Raw genomic sequence first — 16,005 nt, 5'->3', positions numbered from 1 at the left:
CCCGGCCCCAGGATTCACCTCGTGTCGGGTTATCGCCTCCTCGTCGGCGGTCGATGTGCGCGCCGCAACTCCTCCGCCATCGCGCGAATCTCCGTGAGCGCGCGCTTCATCTCGCTCCAGCCATACCAGAGCGCGTAATCGGGATTTGCGTGAAACGTCCCTTGGAACGTCCGCATGCGATATTCCAAATGCATGAGGAAGAGCTTCTGTTCGATCGGCGTCGGCGCATCGTGAAAAGCGAGGAGGTCGGGGAAGGGATACGCATAGTGGGCCGGTTTCTTCAGGATGCCATCCTTGTAGAGGCCGGCGACGATGCGAATGGCTTCGGCCAGCAAGCGGTCGGCTTCCCGAATCATCTGATCGCCCTTTTCCAATTCGGCGCGCGCGAAATGGAGCGAATGGCACTGATTGCAGACGCGGAGCATGCGTTCGCGCTCCTTCTGCCAATCCTCTTGGGTGAGACGTGCGACGTCGGCTTGCTTCACGAGATCGAAGCGAGCCGTCGGCTTGCCCTCAGGATCGAGCACGCCGAGCGCTTGTAAGATCGTCGTCTGATCGGCCGCCCACTGCTTATCTTCCGGTAGCGGCAATCGCACAGCCAAGAATCCCCAGGCCGTGCGCACGGCGTGATTCCCTTCGGGCATGTGGCAGGTCTGGCACGTTGGGGCAGCAACTGTCTCCGGCAGCGTCTTGTTCTGCTTCAGGAGATATCGAACCCCGTGCTTGGAGGACGAGTACATCTCCCACTGCGGATGGTCGAAGCCCATGTGGCATGTTTGACAGGCTTGCGGTTGGCGCGCTTCCTCCGCTGAGAAGAGGTGCCGCGTGTGACACGCATCGCACGAGGCCACGCCGAATCCCGCGCCTTGCTTTTTCAGCTCCCGAATTTCCGCCTCTGTCTTCAAGCCGATCTTGTGACATCCCCCGCAGCCTTTCATCCCTTCGGTCAGCGCCATGGGGAGCCAATGCGTCGTCGGCATCGCCTTCATCGCCGCCCACCCGAGGGCATGCTTGCCCCGCTTGAATTGTTCGACCTGCGTCTCATGACAGGGCGCACACGTCTCCGGAGTCGGGATGCGCACCTTCTCCACATCTTCGGCTGATTTGTGCTCCTCGCCGTGGCAGACGGCACAGTCGATCCCATTCCGACTGTGCTTGCTCAACTGCCAATCCGAGACGATGTTGGGGGTGACCTTCTTATGGCATTCAACGCAGGCCGCCCCTTGTCGAGGACGCGCTTCAGAGGAAGAAGGGAAGAGCCCTCGTGCATCTCCGCGAGGCCCACGCACCGCTTCGCCCAGGACGAGGATCATCCCGACCACAAGGGCAATTCCAAGCATCCGTCGGAGTCCAGACATAACACGCTCCCTCCTCTTTGAAGATCACGCCGCCGCGGACGCGGAGTATATATGAGGCGCGAGGGCGAATCAAGCCGATCATTCGAAGCGCGCGAAGCGTCGGCGCCACTCCGCGCGGAGTCGCTCCTGCACATCGCGGCGGATGTCGTCGGGAAGCGGAGGAGAGGGGAGTTGCTCGCAGAGGCGCACGGTCTTCTCCAACGTGTGGAGGAAGGTCCGGCAGGGCGCGCACTGACTGAGATGCGCGCGGATGTGCGCGCACACATCTTCGGCCAGCTCCCCGTCGAGGAACTCCGAGAGGCGCTCGAAGAGTTGGCGGCAGGTCAGCATCACCCCTCCTTCGACTCGAGCGTCCCCGAATCGGGGGACGCCACAAGATACGGCGCCAAGCGCTCGCGCAAAAAGAGCCGAGCGCGATGAAGTCGCGTCTTGACCGCTTGAGGCGTGAGTCCGAGCACGCGCGCTGTCTCCTCCGTCGAGAGATGCTCCACATCGCGCAGCAAGAGGACACTGCGATACTTCGTCGGCAGCTCGGCGATAGCGTCTTCGAGCACGGCGTTCAATTCGGTGCGCAGGAGCCGATCTTCGGGGTTCGGGCGGGGATCGGGGATCTCCACGTTCTGCTCCTGCTCGGCAGGGAAGAAGGCCTCCAAGGATAATTCCTGCTCGGGCTCGAACTTCCCTCGACGGCGCATCTTCCGGCAAGCGTTGGCGGCGACGTGAAAGAGCCACGCTTGCAGCGACCCTTCACCCCGATAGGTGTGAAGAGAACGCACGAGGGCGAGCAAGGTCTCCTGCACCACATCCCGCGCATCCTCGCCATGTCGGCACATTCGGAGGGCGAAGTTGTAGAGTCGGCGCCCATAGACGTCCAGAAGAAGGCCGAACGCTTCTTCCTTGCCGGCTTTCAGCTCATTCACCAGCTTCTGCTCTTCGACGGACACCATCGGGGGAGAAGTCTAGGCGCACAAGGAAGCGCGAGGCAAGGCGCCACGAGCACTTCGATCGCTGATCAAGGGGACGCCGCGAGCCTCACTTCGCGCGCACGAGCGTCGAGCTGGCGCGGAATAGCTCTTCTTCCGGAAGCGCGAGGATAACATCGGCCGGGAGCGCCGTCCAGCTCGACCATCGCCGTCCCGGCTCCAGCAGCACGTAGTTGTAGACGCGGTCATCGCGAATGAAGCGAACGAAAGGCGCGCCATGAAATCCGAGCGTTCCTCGACCGGGCGTCGCTCCGACAAGCGTCATCACTGCGTCAATCAAACACCCGGCATCTTCGGGGACGATGGCGTGCGTGCCCCACGCTTCGGCGAAATCGAGGAAAGTCGAGCGGAAGTGTTCGACGATGCGCGCGCCGAAGGCCAATCCGCCACAGCGTTCGCCGTGGAAATGTTCTGCCTGAAGGAGCAGCGATTCCAGGAGCGCCTGGCGATTAGCTGGCCGCCCGATTTGTTCGTTGCGCGCCGCATAGATCGCATCGCGACTGCGAAAATAGGGCTTCACATCCACGACGGGCGTACCGTCCACGAAATCCAAGCGATCCAGGTGCAGGCATGTTCCTTCGATCCGCTCAATCCGTGCTGCCGTCAACGCGATGGGATTCGGACGCGTGGGCGAACGCACGGCGAAGACGCCATGCAAGCCCGCTTCGCTCGGATCGCTCACACCGCGCGGGGTCACCAGGAGCCGCGTGCGATCGGCCTCATGCAGCCATGCCAGGATCCACACGTGCGTGTGCTTATGCAAATGTCGGAGCCCATCGGCGAATTCGGGGAAGATCTCGACCCGCGCGGGAACGCCGAAGGTCGGCATCTCTTGCCGATCGGCAATCGGACTGCGCACGACGCCGATCGGCGTGAGGACCATCGCGCCAATCCATGGGCGCTCAGACGCGACATTCTTCGGGATCGCATCGGGAGGCATGGTCATAGTGATGAGCTTCCTCGTCCAGTCCCAGTTCCAGTACCTGCGCTGATTTGCTCCCGTAGCGGTAGATCGTGATGCCCTTCAATCCCAGCTCCCACGCGCGCCAGTAGGCTCGCGCGACATCCTCGACTGTCGCTTCCTGAGGCATGTTGATCGTCTTCGAGACCGAATTGTCCACGGCGCGCTGGAAGGCCGCTTGAATCTGCAGGTGGCGCTCCGGAGGGATCTCCAAGGCCGTCACAAAGAGCCGCTTCAACTCTTCGGGGACGTGAGCGACGTCACGCAATCGCCCCCGCGTGAGGACGGCATCCAGCACATCGTCCGCCTTGAGCCCGTGGCGGTCCAGGTATTCGAGGAAGAGAGGGTTCACCTCGTAGAGCGTTTGCCCGCCGAGCACATGCGTGCGCCGATAGGCGAGGGCGAAAAGCGGCTCAATGCTCGCGCTCGTGTCGGCGATGATGCTGATCGTCCCCGTGGGAGCGATGGCCGTGAGCGTCGCATTGCGCAACCGTCGGTTGTGCGCCTCATGCACGCTCCCCTTCCAGTTCGGGAAGACGCCGCGCTCCTCCGCCAATGCCGCCGACGTGGCGAGCGCCTCTTCGGCGATCACCCGCATCACTCGTTCGGCCAACTCCACCGCTTCGTCCGAATCGTAGGAGAGGCCGAGTCGGATCAACATCTCGGCGAAGCCCATCACGCCCAGGCCGATCTTCCGATTCCCCCGCGTCATGCGCTCGATCTCCGGGATCGGATACCGATTCACTTCAATGACGTCGTCGAGAAATCGCACGGCCTTTCGGACGGTCTCGCGGAGCTTCTCCCAATCCACCTCCACTCGCCCATCTCGCTGGCGCAGCATGTGCTTCAAGTTGATCGAGCCCAGATTGCACGATTCGTAGGGGAGCAAGGGGATCTCACCACACGGGTTCGTCGCCTCAATCGCGCCGAGCTGCGGCGTCGGGTTCGCGCGATTGATGGCGTCGAGGAAGAGCAGTCCGGGATCGCCCGTCTCCCATGCTGCGCGCACGATCTCCTCGAAGACGCGTCGAGCGTTCAATCGGCCGACGGTGCGCCCCGTCCGCGGATTGATGAGTTCGTACTCCTCGCCGCGACGAGCGGCTTCCATGAAGGCATCGGTCACGGCGACGGAAATGTTGAAATTCTGAAGCGCTCGCTCATCTCGCTTGGCCGTGATGAACTCCAAGATATCCGGGTGGTCTACGCGCAGGACGCCCATGTTCGCCCCGCGCCGCTTTCCGCCTTGCTTGATGTGTTCGGTCGCGCTGTCGAAGATCTTCATGAACGAGACGGGACCCGAAGCTTCTCCACCAGTCGAAGCCACAACATCTCCCTTCGGGCGCAATCGAGAGAAGGAGAAACCTGTGCCCCCACCCGTGCGTTGCACGAGCGCCATCTGCTTCACGGCCTCGAAGATCTCTTCCATCGTATCGCCGACCGGAAGCACGAAACAGGCGCTCAATTGCCCAAGAGGCGTGCCGGCGTTCATCAGCGTGGGGCTGTTTGGGAGGAAATCGCGCGAGGTGAGCAACTCTTGAAACGTCCCCTCCCACCGTCGGGCTCGCTCGGCCGTTCCCAACAAAAGCTCCGCCTCGGCAATCGCCCGCGCCACGCGCGCGAAGAGTTCCTCAGGAGTCTCTATGAGCCGACGCTCGGCATCCCGCCGCAAATAGCGGGATTCTAGGACGCGACGGGCGTTCGGCGAAAGCGGCACCTCGACCATGACTCGTTTATCTTATCCGCTTTCGTCCTCGACCGGCAATCGTCTTCACGCCTTCGCCCGGAGCCACTCGTTCAGCTCTTGAACGAGCCGTTCAACGGCCGCCTCATCGTACCCCTTCTCCCGCGCGCTCTCCTCCAGCGTCCCCCATGTCGGTTCGCCACATTCCAGACATCGAATCCCCTTCTGCAGCAAGAAGCGAACCGACTCCGGATGCCGAGCGACCAACTCTTCGATCGCGATGTCCTTCGTGATCATGACGGCTCACTGCTCTGGGAGAGGGATTTTGACGCTCACCGCCCCTCGCAGATCCCCGGAGCGATACCCGATCGCCCGATCCTCGGGATACTTCTCGGCGAGGAGCGCTCGCACTGAAGAGGGGATGGCTTCCTTCGGTCCGTGACAGGTGATGCACATCGGGCCGACGAGGATCGGCCTCATGTAGCGGAGATACCGTCGGCCATCCTCGCGCACGACCTCAAACGATTCGTCCGCGAGCGCTCGCGCGCGGTGTTGCTGCTCGAACTCCTCGAGCTTGCGGCGCTCGTACTCGTCGGGGATATCCTTGGGATTGCGGTACTTCAGACTCACCCGTCGAATCGAAGCCCCTGTTCGCGCCTCGATCTCGCGCGGGATCTCCTGCGCGATCTCCGAACAGACGCGCACAGCGCCTTCATATCCGCCCTTCTCTAACTCCGCCATGAGAAGTCCACGGACCTTCTCCAGCAACTCATCCGCCAGCCGGCGCGCTTGGCGAAGTGCTGATTCCGTGGATTCCTCTTGCGCCGCGCTTTCCTTCGGTCCCTCGGAATAAGCGCGCGGAGAGACCGCCGGCATCCCAGCGAAGAGCCCCACCAGGGTGATGAGAGCGAGAAGCTTCGCCATCAGCATATTCCCATCTCCTTGGGAGGCTTGGTGCCTCCCGACTTGTGCGCGAATGGCAAGAGCGCTCGAACGATCCGGCTGTGGGAGTGATCTCCCCCAGCCAGATCGCTCTCACTTCACCTTCAGCTTGATCTCTTTGCGCTTGGCCTCCTCGGCCTTGGGCAACCGAATCTCCAAGAGCCCATCCTTGTACGTCGCTTCCGCCTTCTCCATGTTCACCTTCACGGGCAGATCAATCGTGCGCGAGAATCGGCCGTACGTGCGCTCGGCACAGTAGTAGTCGGCCTCCTTCACCTCCTCCTCCCGCTTGATCTCGCCCGAGATCGTGATCGCGTCCTCGGTCAACTCGATGTTGATGTCGTCTCGGTTCATCCCCGGCAGCTCGGCCTTGAGCACGATCTCGTCCGGCTTCTCATACATGTCCACGGCGGGCACGAAGACGCGCGTGATCTCTCGCGCCCGACGCGGAGCCGGGAATTCTCGCTCGAAGATCTCGTCGAAGAGACGGTCAATCTCCCGTCGAAACATCTCCAATTCGCGGAAGGGTCTCCATCGAACGAGCGCCATAGGTATCGCCCTCCTTTCGTGAAGATTCGTCGGCCGCCCCATCCCCTCGGGGCGGAATTGGGAGCCGGAACGTTGGCGCTCCGGCTCGTCGTCTACACTGTTCTGATCCATGGAGACGGCTGAGGTTTCAGCCAATCCACGCGATCGCCCCATCTCCTCAAAGGCCTCTCGAAGAATAGGCGGCTCTCCAAAACGCTGTCAATGGCGCTTTGGACGCCCATCGAAAGCTCATGCCGTTGCTCCTTCTTCTCTGTGTCGCCTAAAATTGGTGCGTGTTTTTCATCCGAGGAGGAGACGGAGATGGCTGTCATTCGCGTTCATCCGTATTCATCGCCTATCCGCGAGGAAGCCGATCGGATTCGGGCTCGCATCGCCGAACGGGCTTACGAATTAGCGGCGCGGCGCGGATATGCGCCGGGACATGAGTTGGAGGATTGGCTGACGGCCGAGAGCCAGCTCGTTTGGAAGCCGGAGCTTCGCCTGGAGGAACATCCGCAGGAATTCGTCCTGAAATTCCGCCTTCCCGGAGTGCGCGCCACAGACGTGCGCGTCGTCACCGAGGCCGAGCGCGTTCTCTTGCTCGGAGAAGCGCGCGTCGAGGGGACGACCGAAGGCGTACGCGTCCACGGCGATGAATTCCGCTATGGTCCCATCTTTCGCGAAGTGTGGCTCCCACAGCCCGTGGATTCCACGCGCGCGAAAGCCCGGTTGAGCGATGGCGTGCTCACGGTGACGCTCCCCAAGCCCAAAGCCGAGCGGTCCCTTCCTCGCCCAAAGCGCTCGCGCCGAGAGCGCACGACCTAGGAGGGACGTTATGGCGCTTGTCGAAGTCAGCGTCGTTCCAATTGGAACCGGGACGCCCAGTCTTGGCGATCATATCGCGGCTGCCGTTCGCGTGTTGGAGAAAGCGGGGGTTCCGTATGAGATCTCCCCGATGGGGACGTTGTTTGAGGGGGAGCTCCGAGACATCTTCTCCCTCGCTCGCAAGATGCACGAGGCAGCCTTTCGTCACGGCGCGCAACGCGTCATCACGACGATCACGATTGACGATCGCCGGGATAAGAGCGTGACGATGCGCAGCAAAGTCGCGTCGGTCAAAAGACGACTCGCGCGAAAGTGAGCTTCGAGAACACGCATAGTGGCGTCTGAGGATGAGAGAAGTGAACGTCCTCAGCGCCGTCGTGAATCTATTGACCGCGAATTTTCGCGCTGCGCGATTCGGAACTTCCCCACACGAATCTCTCGGCGATTCAGCAGGGCGTTAGGACGAACGCCAACGGGGTGTTCCACTGAAGCTCGCGACGCGAGAAACCACGTCCTCTTGGGGACGACGTTGCCTACTCGGCATCTGCCTCGCGTATTCCAGTGGAAGTTGGCAATAGCGCGCTGAGCCTGATATGCGCGATGCGATCGGGGAGAGCGACACGCCATATCGGCGAAGAGATGCACCTCCACGCGGAAAGGAAAGGATCACGCGCGACGATCCGTATCAAGAGAGCGCGGCGCGCGCCATCTCCTCGGCCGGGATATCGAAGTTCGCCGAGACGCGCTGCACGTCGTCGTGATCCTCGAGCGCGTCCATGAGCTTCAGCATCATGGCGGCGTCTTTCCCCTCCAGGCGCACGTAGGATTGCGGGATCATCGTGATCTGGGCCGTGAGCGGCTGAATCCCCGCTTGCTTGACCCTCTCTAGGACGAGATCGAAATCCTCCGGCGCCGTGAGGATCTCATAGTTCCCCTCGTCATCCACGCGCACGTCTTCGGCGCCCGCCTCTAGCGCGAGATCGAAGATCGCTTCCTCGGAGAGAGCGCCTTTCTCCACGGCAATATAGCCCTTCTTCTGGAACATCCAAGCAACGCACCCGCTCTCGCCGAGGTTCCCCCCGTGCCGGGAGAAGATATGCCGCAGCTCGGAGACGGTCCGATTCCGATTGCTCGTGAGCGCTTCGACCAAGACGGCGACTCCTCCCGGACCGTAGCCCTCGTAGATCACTTCCTCGTACTGTTCGCCGGCGATCTTCCCCGTGCCGCGATCAATGGCCCGCTGGATGGTCTCCTGCGGCATGTTATTAGCCTTGGCTTCGGCGATCGCCTTCCGCAAGCGCGGATTCGTCTCCGGATCTCCGCCGCCCAATCGGGCCGCGACACTGATCTCGCGGATCAGTTTGCTGAAGAGCTTCCCCCGCTTGGCGTCTGCGGCGAGCTTCTTATGTTTGATTTGGTGCCACTTCGAATGTCCCGACATCCGTCCATCCCCTGGTTCGAGATCTTCTCGGACGAGATCCCCTCGTCGGGAGTCTCAATCATATCACGGTCTGCAGATGAGCGCCAACTCCTCCTTCGATCTTTTACTTCTGGGCGAACTTCCGATAAAGCGCATAGGCGACGAGGAACGAGAGCAGGAAGATCAACGAGGGCACCACGATCCCCCAGAATGTATTCTGCGGGCGCGTCGTCTGCAGAAGGAGCGCTCCTTCAGGCATGCTCCTCCTCCTTGCTCGCCTGAGCGCGTTCGCGTTGTCGGCGGCGATAGGAGATGTAGGCGAAGAGCATTCCCAGAAACGAAGCCACGTAGGCGATGGAGAGACCGATCAACACCGAGAACCCTTCGTTCATCGCACGTCCTCCCAGCGCAGGATCTTATCGAGCTGTTCCAAATAGGCCTTTTGCTTCTTCTCGTACTCCGCCGAGACGGCCTTGAGCTTGGGATCAATGATCCAGTGCATGATCGCCGTCAGCCCGATGCCCGCGAGGAGGATGACCACGCCGCTCCACATCCGCAGGAGCACTAGGGCCACGCCGAGCATCAAGGCCATGTAGGCGAGGGGAGAGATGAGGATGGCCAGCCAATCCTCCCGGGTCCACTCATCAGCCTCTTCAGCCGACCAGGTGCGCTTGAGGAAGGAATGGCGCGTCACGTTTCGTGGAGTGATCAAGCCCAAGCGTTCGGCCTCTGCCCGCACAGGCCCCCACCAACCGATGGGGCGCGACATGACGTAATAGCGCACGAGCTGTCGCATATCCTCGGGCGGCGTCAGATACGTCACCGGCACGTAGATGAGCGCGCCCAGCCCCATGAGGATCCAGAATTGCATATAATCGGGCAACCTCGGCAACACGCCGAAGGCCGGCAGGACCCAAACGATCAACCAGCTCAGGCCCAAATTCGCGATCCACGAGATCAGGTATCCCCAGGCGTTGAAGCGCCACCAGACGACCTGCAAGATGTTGGGCAGCCACACGCCGGCCGCCATGATCCAGAGGGCGAAGATGAGCCATTTCGTGATCTCCTCCATCATCAGGCCGTAGAAGAACGAGCCGATGAGCACCAGCAGCGTCGAGATCCGCCCCACCCAGACCAATTCCCGCTCGGATGCCTGCGGCCGGATGTAGTGGTGATACAGGTCGCGCGTCGCGTACACGGCGCCCAGGTTCAAATGCGAGGCGATCGTCGAAAGGTGAATGGCGACGATCGCCGCGAAGAAGAAGCCCAACATCCCCGCGGGAAGAAGCTCCAAGCCTAATCGGTACCACCCCAACTCGTATTCGGCGCGATCGGGGATGTTGGGATAGAGGACATAGAAGCCCAGGATGGCGACGGCCCACAAGGCGTTGCGCGTGAGCACGAGCATCGTCCCCCACCAGATCGAGTACGAGGCATCGCGAACGGTGCGCGCCGATTGAATCCGCTGGGCCTCGATGTACCAATCAATGGCCGTGCCCATCCCGAACCCTCCGATGATGGCGATCACCAGCATCGTCACGAACCAAGCGATGGGGAAGTCCCCGGAGAACACGCCTGTGAACGCGAAGGGATTGAGGCGCCACTCTTCCCCCATTGCCTGCAGCCGCGCCACGATCCCCTGCGCGCCTCCGGCCTCGAGGATTCCCCAAAAGGAGACGATCAGGATCGCGATGAAGGCGATGATCCCTTGTTGGAAATCGGCGATGACGACTCCCCAATATCCGGCGGCCAAGACGTAGATGGCGCAGATCGTCGAAAACAACACGAGGCCCACCCACTCCGGCCAACCGAAGATCAGCTCGCAGAGCTTCCCCATCGCGATGCCGACCCAGCCGAGGATGAACATGTTCATGAAGACCATCCACCCGGCGATCCATCCGCGCAGGAGTTCGCTCCCCAATCCGCTGAAGCGCAAGCTCTGCCACTCGGCCTGACTATAGGCCAGCGAACGACGGAAGATGCGCGCGCTCACGAAGGCGCTGATGGCGCACCACGCGGAGAAGAACGTGTACCAAAGACCGCGCAACCCGTGCTGGTAGACGATGCCGGTGACCCACATCGGTGTGTCGGTCGCTGTATGCGTGGCATAAACTGAAGTGGCCGGCAACCACCATGGCAGACCTCGCCCAGCCAGGAAGAAATCCGCCTCCGAACGTTTGCCCAGGCGATAGAAGAGCACGCCGCAGCCCACCATCAGGAGCAGATAGAGCCCCACCCAGATCCAGTCGAGCGTCGTGAAGCGCACCATACGACCTCATCTCCCCTCTTTACTCTCGCCGTTAACCTCACGCACATAGCACTCCCAGCGAAGCCGATCGCGCTTCGCTCTGGCGCGAGATCCGAAAACTGGAGCCGCAATTATAGCAATTCGTTTCGAGCGAATGAAGCTGGCGCGCTGGCGCTACTGGCTTTTCGCATCGCGGCTTCGTACAATGGCAGACGTCAGGAGGAGGGCAAATGCCTCGAGCCAAGACTCATGACGCGATCACGCTGGCGCTCGCTCTGCCGACGTTCCTCCTCACGCATGCGCTCACAGCGAGCCGCGATCTGGCCTGGCTCGTGACGCTCGCCACCCTCTTCTCCGGATTCATGTTCAATCCCGACCTGGACGTGCAAAGCAAGCCGTATGCCCGATGGGGACCGCTCCGATTCCTCTGGTGGCCATATCAGGTGCTCATCCGCCATCGCTCGCGGCTGTCGCACGGACTGTTGCTCGGCACGTTCGTTCGCACGGTGTATCTCTCGATCATGCTCGCCCTGCTTGGTGCCGCGGGAATCCTGTTCTGGCACGCCCTGCAAGAGCAACCGGGAGCGAGCGAGAGTCTGCGTCAGGCCTGGATCTCGGTGAAGCGCTGGCTGCTCTCCGTAGAACGCCGATATTGGCTCGCCCTCTTTTTCGGCCTCTGGTGGGGAGCTGCTGCTCACACGCTCGCCGATTGGCTCTGGAGCCTCTGGACACAGACCAAACGCCTTCTGTGAGCGGAAAAGTTCGGTCGGTCTCAGTTCAAAGCGAGCCGATAAATCGCCAGCCGCGAGTCGGCGTTGAGAACCGCCCCCACGAAGACGACTCCCCCTCCGACCGCCAGAAGCGGTGGAGTCGGCGTCAACAGCTCTCCTTGAGGCCCAGGGTGTCGAGCGCCGATCAGTCGTCGGAGCGTTCCCTGCCTCCAGAGATACAAGTTCGGTTCGCCAGACCGCAGACTCAAGAAGACGATCTCACCCGTAGGCGACATGCTGTGCGCCGGTAACAGCGGAAGCTCGACCGGCGTCCCTTCAGGCGTCGGATCACCATCCGCTACGACTTTCGCGAGCGATCCGCCCGAGTATGCGAAGAGGGCACGTGCTTCGCCGCCGCTTGGAAGGCTCACCACGCCGACGAAGCTGACGACTCCTTGGGCATTGATCTGAGGGAAAGAGAAGACTTCCGGCGCGAACCCGCCGATCTGTAGCTCCGAACCGCGGCGGAAGGTGCCTCCCAAAGGCGTCGCCCCACTGCTCTCGGCGACCTTCTGGAACGTGTATCCGGGACCCGTCCGTCGAGGGATCGCAAGAATAACCCCCTCATCGCGCGGCGCGCGCACCGTGAGGGCGAGCGTCCCATCATCGGCAAGCGCCACATCCATGAAGAAGATCGCCTGTGCGTTCCGAAGGCGTGGAAGCGAGGACAGATCCACGATCGAGAACGGGTCGAGGCTATATCCCTCCGTCGTCGGTCGGGCCACGAACACGAGGTTTCGTACATTCTCCCCGGCCTCGCCTGCCACGTTCGCGATGAACGCGATCTGTCCCGGCTCATTCAGGCTGATGTCGAAAATATCCACCATGCGTCCGCCAGGAACGGTATCTCCGGAAGCCACGACTTTTTGGAACGCTCCTCCGCGGCGGACCAGGAGCGCCGACCCATCCTCCGTCTCCACTTGCAGGGCGATCACGCCCGCATCATTGATGGCCGCCTCTGTGACGGAGCGAATCTTGAGACCTCCGATCACCTGACCTTGATGGGCCACCAGTTCTATCGTGCCATCTCGGACCCGGAAGAGATGTCGGCCTCCGCTCACATTCCCGATGAAGAGAAGATCGCCGCGACGATTGGCAGCGAGATTCGAGAAGCCCAGAAAGGGACTATCCGGAAGAGCGGACTGGACTGGACCCAGCAACGTCTCCGAAGACGCCGATCCCGTGTGCAACCGAAGCGAAACGTTCAATCCAAAGGCGGGTCTATCAAAAGGACCGGTCGGCGTCGAGAAGTTCGCGTTCAGAACGATCTGGATATGATCGTACACAGCGTCGCCCCGGCGATTGATGGCATAGGGCAGCAAATTCTCCTCCGTTTGCGTCGCTCCAGGAAACTTCTGCGCTTGTCGGCTGTTCCCCTCGAAGCGAAGAATCCCTCCACCGAGGATGGATTGCGAAGCTGCGCCGCAGTAAATCACTCCACCTTCGCCCAAGGTCGGCGCCCAGAGGAATTGCACGCTGAAACCGCCGACGCTTTGTCCCGTGCGGACGATCTCCTGAAGGCCGCTTGGGGACGCGTAGCGATAAAGCGCGAACGTTTGATCTTGCTGGTTCGGTCGGCGAAACGCCCCGACGAACACGAAATCGCCACCAGGCCCGAGCGAATTCGGAGAGACGAGAAAAGGCAATCCAGGAAAGATCGCGTCGACTGGCGCAGCGAGGTCCACGAACGTCCCTCCCGAGACGCCGGGTGCCGCATCGCCAATTCTCACAACCCGAATCGTCGAATCGCCCCTCCTGACGTAGAGGGCTCGCTCCACTTGATCCAAGAAAGCGATGGCATCTCCTTGTGGGCTCACGGCCTGAAGGGCCAGGAGGATTCTGCCCGTGCTCGCAGGATCGCTCTTACGGGCGAGCACATCCAGCGTTCCCCCCGCGTAGCGGAAGATCACCGTCTCTGCAGCCCCTTGCGCCGTGCGCACGGACGCCACAAAGTAAGCCCGGCCGTCGTTCGTCAATCGCGGGTTCGAGAAGCTGAGGAGCGTTCCCGCTGGGGTCGTCATCCCCGTCTTGAGGAGGGTGACGATCGTCCTCCCATCGGCCAGGAAAAGCCCGGCGCTCGGAATCCCTTCCTCGGGCGGCGGTCCCGAAGTCTCCGCCGCGAAGAGGATCTGTCGCCCATCGTTGAGGGAGAATTCCACAAGCCGCGTGAAGACCTCCCCCTCCGGCGTGCGATCCCCGATCTGAACGATCCGCCGCCATTGACGAGTGGCCGCTTCGCGAAGGAAGATCGCTCCGCGCAACATGCCCGTCTCCTCAGCGAGAGCGAAGGCGACATCCCGCGCCGCGTTGATCTGATGATCGCGCAGGACCGGCCCAAGCCATTTCGCTCGATAGAACACCCGGGTGCCAAAGAAGCCCTGCCGAACGTCCATGCCATTGTTGTTCATCACGCTCAAGCGATACTCATACGGCCCCGGTGGAGGGAGTTCGCCCGTTCCAATCACTCGTTGCCACGAGCCTTGGGCGAAATGCTCAGGGGAGGAGGAAGCCAAGAGCCCGAGCATGAGGCCGATGATGAGGATTCGCCGCCGACGATCGATCACGGGAGATGACGTTCGCTCAAAAGCTCGCATACACCCCATATCCTCCTTTGCGCGACGTTCAACCGCCGGAAAGGCATGCCTTCCGACAGCAGACGCGCAATATAGTGAAGGCTCCACGCTATGTCAACGAGGATTCTTGCGGAGGGCTCACCCCGGGCCAACAGGGCAAGCAGAGTCGAAGCTCATCGCCGCCGGAAGAAAGCGCGCACCCGATTCCACACGTATCGGAGGAACGTTCGAAGGATCCCATGCCGAGGAACACTCGCGGGCGCTCCACTCACCCCCGCCTTTTGGAGAGCGGCGATCTCAGCTTCGAGCGCCGTGAAGAACTGCCCGGCGAGCATGCGGGCCGTTCCTTGCAGCAAGCGCTGTCCGACGCCGGCGATTGGGCCGCCCACCTGTACGTCTCCAGAATACTGCACGGACGTCTCCGCATCGCGCTCTTCGAGAATGAGCGTTCCGGTCCCCTTGGCGAACCCTTGGGGACCTCGCCCTTCAAAGACGATCCCGTAACGAGTGGGCGGATTGAGGTCTCGCAACCGGAACGTCCCCGTGTATGTCCCTCGAATGGAGGCGACGCCCAATTCGAGCACGGCCCGGTATTGATTCTCGGCTTCCGGCTCGAGCTGTCGGCACCCGGGCACGCAACGAGCGATCACCTGCGGATCCAACAACACGCGCCACACGATCTCGCGCGGCGCTTTGAACGTATGCGTCCCCTCGATCTTCATCCCCTATCCGGCGTGTGATTCCCCGACGAATTCGACGGCGACCGGACGTGGCAATAGGCCGCGTTCATACCCCATTTGCAAGAGCTGGCGAATCGCCGCCTCCCCCCGCTCCCCGCAATCGAGCGTCCACTCGTTGACGTACATCCGGATGAAGCGATCCGCCGAAGCTCGGTCCAAGCCGCGTCCGAACCCGAGCGCGTAGTCGAGCGCCTCCTCCCGATGGGCGAGTCCGTAGGCGATGCTCTCCCGAAGCCATCTCGCCAGGGCGCGCTGCACCTCGATCCCCAGATCGCGCCGCACCGCGTTCCCCCCAAGCGGCAGCGGAAGTCCTGTGTGCGCGAACCACCACTCGCCCAAGTCCAGGACCTTTTGCAATCCGAGCGCCGCATACGTCAGTTGCCCCTCGTGAATGAGCACGCCCGCATCGGCCTTCCCCTCGGCGACATACTCCGGAATCCGATCGAATGGAACGACCTCATACTGCGCGTCCGGAACGGCGAGCCGGAGCACGAGGAAAGCCGTCGTCAACGTCCCCGGCACGGCGATCCGCGCGCCAGCCAGATCGGCGATCGTCATCGCGCTTCGCCCCACAAGCAGCGGACCGTAGCCCTCCCCCATGCTCGCCCCGCTCCGCAACAGCACGTAAGTGTCGGCGACGTACGCATAGGCGTGAAACGAGAGCGCCGTCAGTTCGTACTCGCCCGCCAGCGCGCTGCGGTTGAGCGACTCGATGTCCCGCAGCACATGCTCGAAGCGAAAGCCTTCGGTCGGAATCTTCCCCTTCGCGAGGGCGTAGAACATGAAGGCGTCATCGGGGTCCGGACTGTGCGCGATACGAATGCACAGCCATGCGTCCATGCCTTCGACCTCCCAAGGGCGCAAGTTTATCGAACCGAGAAGCGCAAGACAAGCGCTCACTCGCCTGCCGATGAGGTCCAGCGTGCGCTTCCCTCTCCAGCTCGGCTCGAGGAAGGAATTTTTGCTTGACATTGCC

General features: G+C 61.9%; 18 protein-coding genes. 3 read left to right on the top strand and 15 right to left on the bottom strand.

Annotation, left to right across the window (positions count from 1 at the left end; translation table 11 throughout):
* Positions 1-29: 29 nt before the first annotated feature.
* From NZ746_09950 to NZ746_09915, 8 genes are all read right to left on the bottom strand, one after another.
* Entirely contained in the window at positions 30-1,358 is a 1,329-nt protein-coding gene (locus tag NZ746_09950) for a cytochrome C (GenBank protein MCS6817686.1), read from the bottom strand.
* A gap of 78 nt (positions 1,359-1,436) precedes the next feature.
* Positions 1,437-1,688 carry a zf-HC2 domain-containing protein gene (locus NZ746_09945; GenBank protein ID MCS6817685.1) on the bottom strand — a complete coding sequence of 84 codons (252 nt, stop codon included), beginning with the start codon at positions 1,686-1,688 and terminating at the stop codon, positions 1,437-1,439.
* Entirely contained in the window at positions 1,688-2,278 is a 591-nt protein-coding gene (locus NZ746_09940) for a sigma-70 family RNA polymerase sigma factor (protein MCS6817684.1), read from the bottom strand. The genes NZ746_09945 and NZ746_09940 overlap by 1 nt, the downstream gene beginning before the upstream one ends.
* A gap of 112 nt (positions 2,279-2,390) precedes the next feature.
* The gene (gene tsaA / locus NZ746_09935) at positions 2,391-3,287 is read right to left on the bottom strand and encodes a tRNA (N6-threonylcarbamoyladenosine(37)-N6)-methyltransferase TrmO (protein MCS6817683.1); all 897 of its coding nucleotides are present in this window, start codon (positions 3,285-3,287) and stop codon (positions 2,391-2,393) included.
* Entirely contained in the window at positions 3,244-5,025 is a 1,782-nt protein-coding gene (locus NZ746_09930; protein MCS6817682.1) for an adenosylcobalamin-dependent ribonucleoside-diphosphate reductase, read from the bottom strand. Before NZ746_09930 ends, tsaA begins: the two co-directional genes overlap by 44 nt.
* A 45-nt stretch (positions 5,026-5,070) precedes the next feature.
* The gene (locus NZ746_09925) at positions 5,071-5,280 is read right to left on the bottom strand and encodes a DUF1858 domain-containing protein (GenBank protein MCS6817681.1); all 210 of its coding nucleotides are present in this window, start codon (positions 5,278-5,280) and stop codon (positions 5,071-5,073) included.
* Positions 5,281-5,286: 6 nt separating this feature from the next.
* A complete protein-coding gene (locus tag NZ746_09920) occupies positions 5,287-5,913 on the bottom strand; it encodes a DUF3365 domain-containing protein (protein ID MCS6817680.1) in 627 nt (208 codons plus the stop codon).
* A 105-nt stretch (positions 5,914-6,018) separates the two neighbouring features.
* Positions 6,019-6,474, bottom strand: a complete 456-nt coding sequence (locus tag NZ746_09915; protein MCS6817679.1) for an Hsp20/alpha crystallin family protein — start codon at positions 6,472-6,474, stop codon at positions 6,019-6,021.
* Between the two features lie 300 nt (positions 6,475-6,774).
* Between NZ746_09915 and NZ746_09910 the strand changes: the two genes are divergently transcribed.
* Both NZ746_09910 and NZ746_09905 read left to right on the top strand, forming a co-directional pair.
* Entirely contained in the window at positions 6,775-7,278 is a 504-nt protein-coding gene (locus NZ746_09910; GenBank protein ID MCS6817678.1) for an Hsp20 family protein, read from the top strand.
* 10 nt (positions 7,279-7,288) lie between these two features.
* Positions 7,289-7,594: an MTH1187 family thiamine-binding protein gene (locus NZ746_09905; protein ID MCS6817677.1), complete on the top strand. Its 306-nt coding sequence runs from the start codon at positions 7,289-7,291 to the stop codon at positions 7,592-7,594.
* Between the two features lie 369 nt (positions 7,595-7,963).
* Here the strand turns inward: NZ746_09905 and NZ746_09900 are convergent, their stop codons facing one another.
* The 4 genes from NZ746_09900 to NZ746_09885 form a co-directional block, all read right to left on the bottom strand.
* Positions 7,964-8,719: a YebC/PmpR family DNA-binding transcriptional regulator gene (locus NZ746_09900; GenBank protein MCS6817676.1), complete on the bottom strand. Its 756-nt coding sequence runs from the start codon at positions 8,717-8,719 to the stop codon at positions 7,964-7,966.
* Between the two features lie 103 nt (positions 8,720-8,822).
* The gene (locus NZ746_09895) at positions 8,823-8,957 is read right to left on the bottom strand and encodes a hypothetical protein (GenBank protein MCS6817675.1); all 135 of its coding nucleotides are present in this window, start codon (positions 8,955-8,957) and stop codon (positions 8,823-8,825) included.
* Positions 8,950-9,090, bottom strand: coding sequence for a hypothetical protein (locus NZ746_09890; protein MCS6817674.1), 141 nt, complete (start codon positions 9,088-9,090; stop codon positions 8,950-8,952). The genes NZ746_09895 and NZ746_09890 overlap by 8 nt, the downstream gene beginning before the upstream one ends.
* Positions 9,087-10,967 (bottom strand): Na+:solute symporter, encoded by a 1,881-nt coding sequence (locus NZ746_09885; GenBank protein ID MCS6817673.1) that lies wholly within the window; start codon positions 10,965-10,967, stop codon positions 9,087-9,089. The genes NZ746_09890 and NZ746_09885 overlap by 4 nt, the downstream gene beginning before the upstream one ends.
* Before the next feature lie 209 nt (positions 10,968-11,176).
* Here NZ746_09885 and NZ746_09880 point away from each other — a divergent pair, with 209 nt between their 5' ends.
* Complete coding sequence (locus NZ746_09880) at positions 11,177-11,698, top strand: metal-binding protein (GenBank protein ID MCS6817672.1); 522 nt, start codon at positions 11,177-11,179, stop codon at positions 11,696-11,698.
* A gap of 20 nt (positions 11,699-11,718) precedes the next feature.
* On the opposite strand, the gene NZ746_09875 is transcribed toward NZ746_09880, so the two are convergent.
* From NZ746_09875 to NZ746_09865, 3 genes are all read right to left on the bottom strand, one after another.
* Complete coding sequence (locus NZ746_09875) at positions 11,719-14,310, bottom strand: hypothetical protein (GenBank protein MCS6817671.1); 2,592 nt, start codon at positions 14,308-14,310, stop codon at positions 11,719-11,721.
* 152 nt (positions 14,311-14,462) lie between these two features.
* Positions 14,463-15,011 carry a carbon monoxide dehydrogenase subunit G gene (locus NZ746_09870; GenBank protein MCS6817670.1) on the bottom strand — a complete coding sequence of 183 codons (549 nt, stop codon included), beginning with the start codon at positions 15,009-15,011 and terminating at the stop codon, positions 14,463-14,465.
* A gap of 3 nt (positions 15,012-15,014) precedes the next feature.
* Positions 15,015-15,869: an ABC transporter substrate-binding protein gene (locus tag NZ746_09865; GenBank protein ID MCS6817669.1), complete on the bottom strand. Its 855-nt coding sequence runs from the start codon at positions 15,867-15,869 to the stop codon at positions 15,015-15,017.
* Between the last annotated feature and the right edge of the window lie 136 nt (positions 15,870-16,005).

The sequence above is a fragment of the Blastocatellia bacterium genome, from assembly GCA_025055075.1.
Taxonomy (GTDB): Bacteria; Acidobacteriota; Blastocatellia; order HR10; family HR10; genus HR10.
The sequence above is the reverse complement of the archived record's forward strand: the minus strand, read 5'-3'. Positions and strand labels throughout refer to the sequence as shown.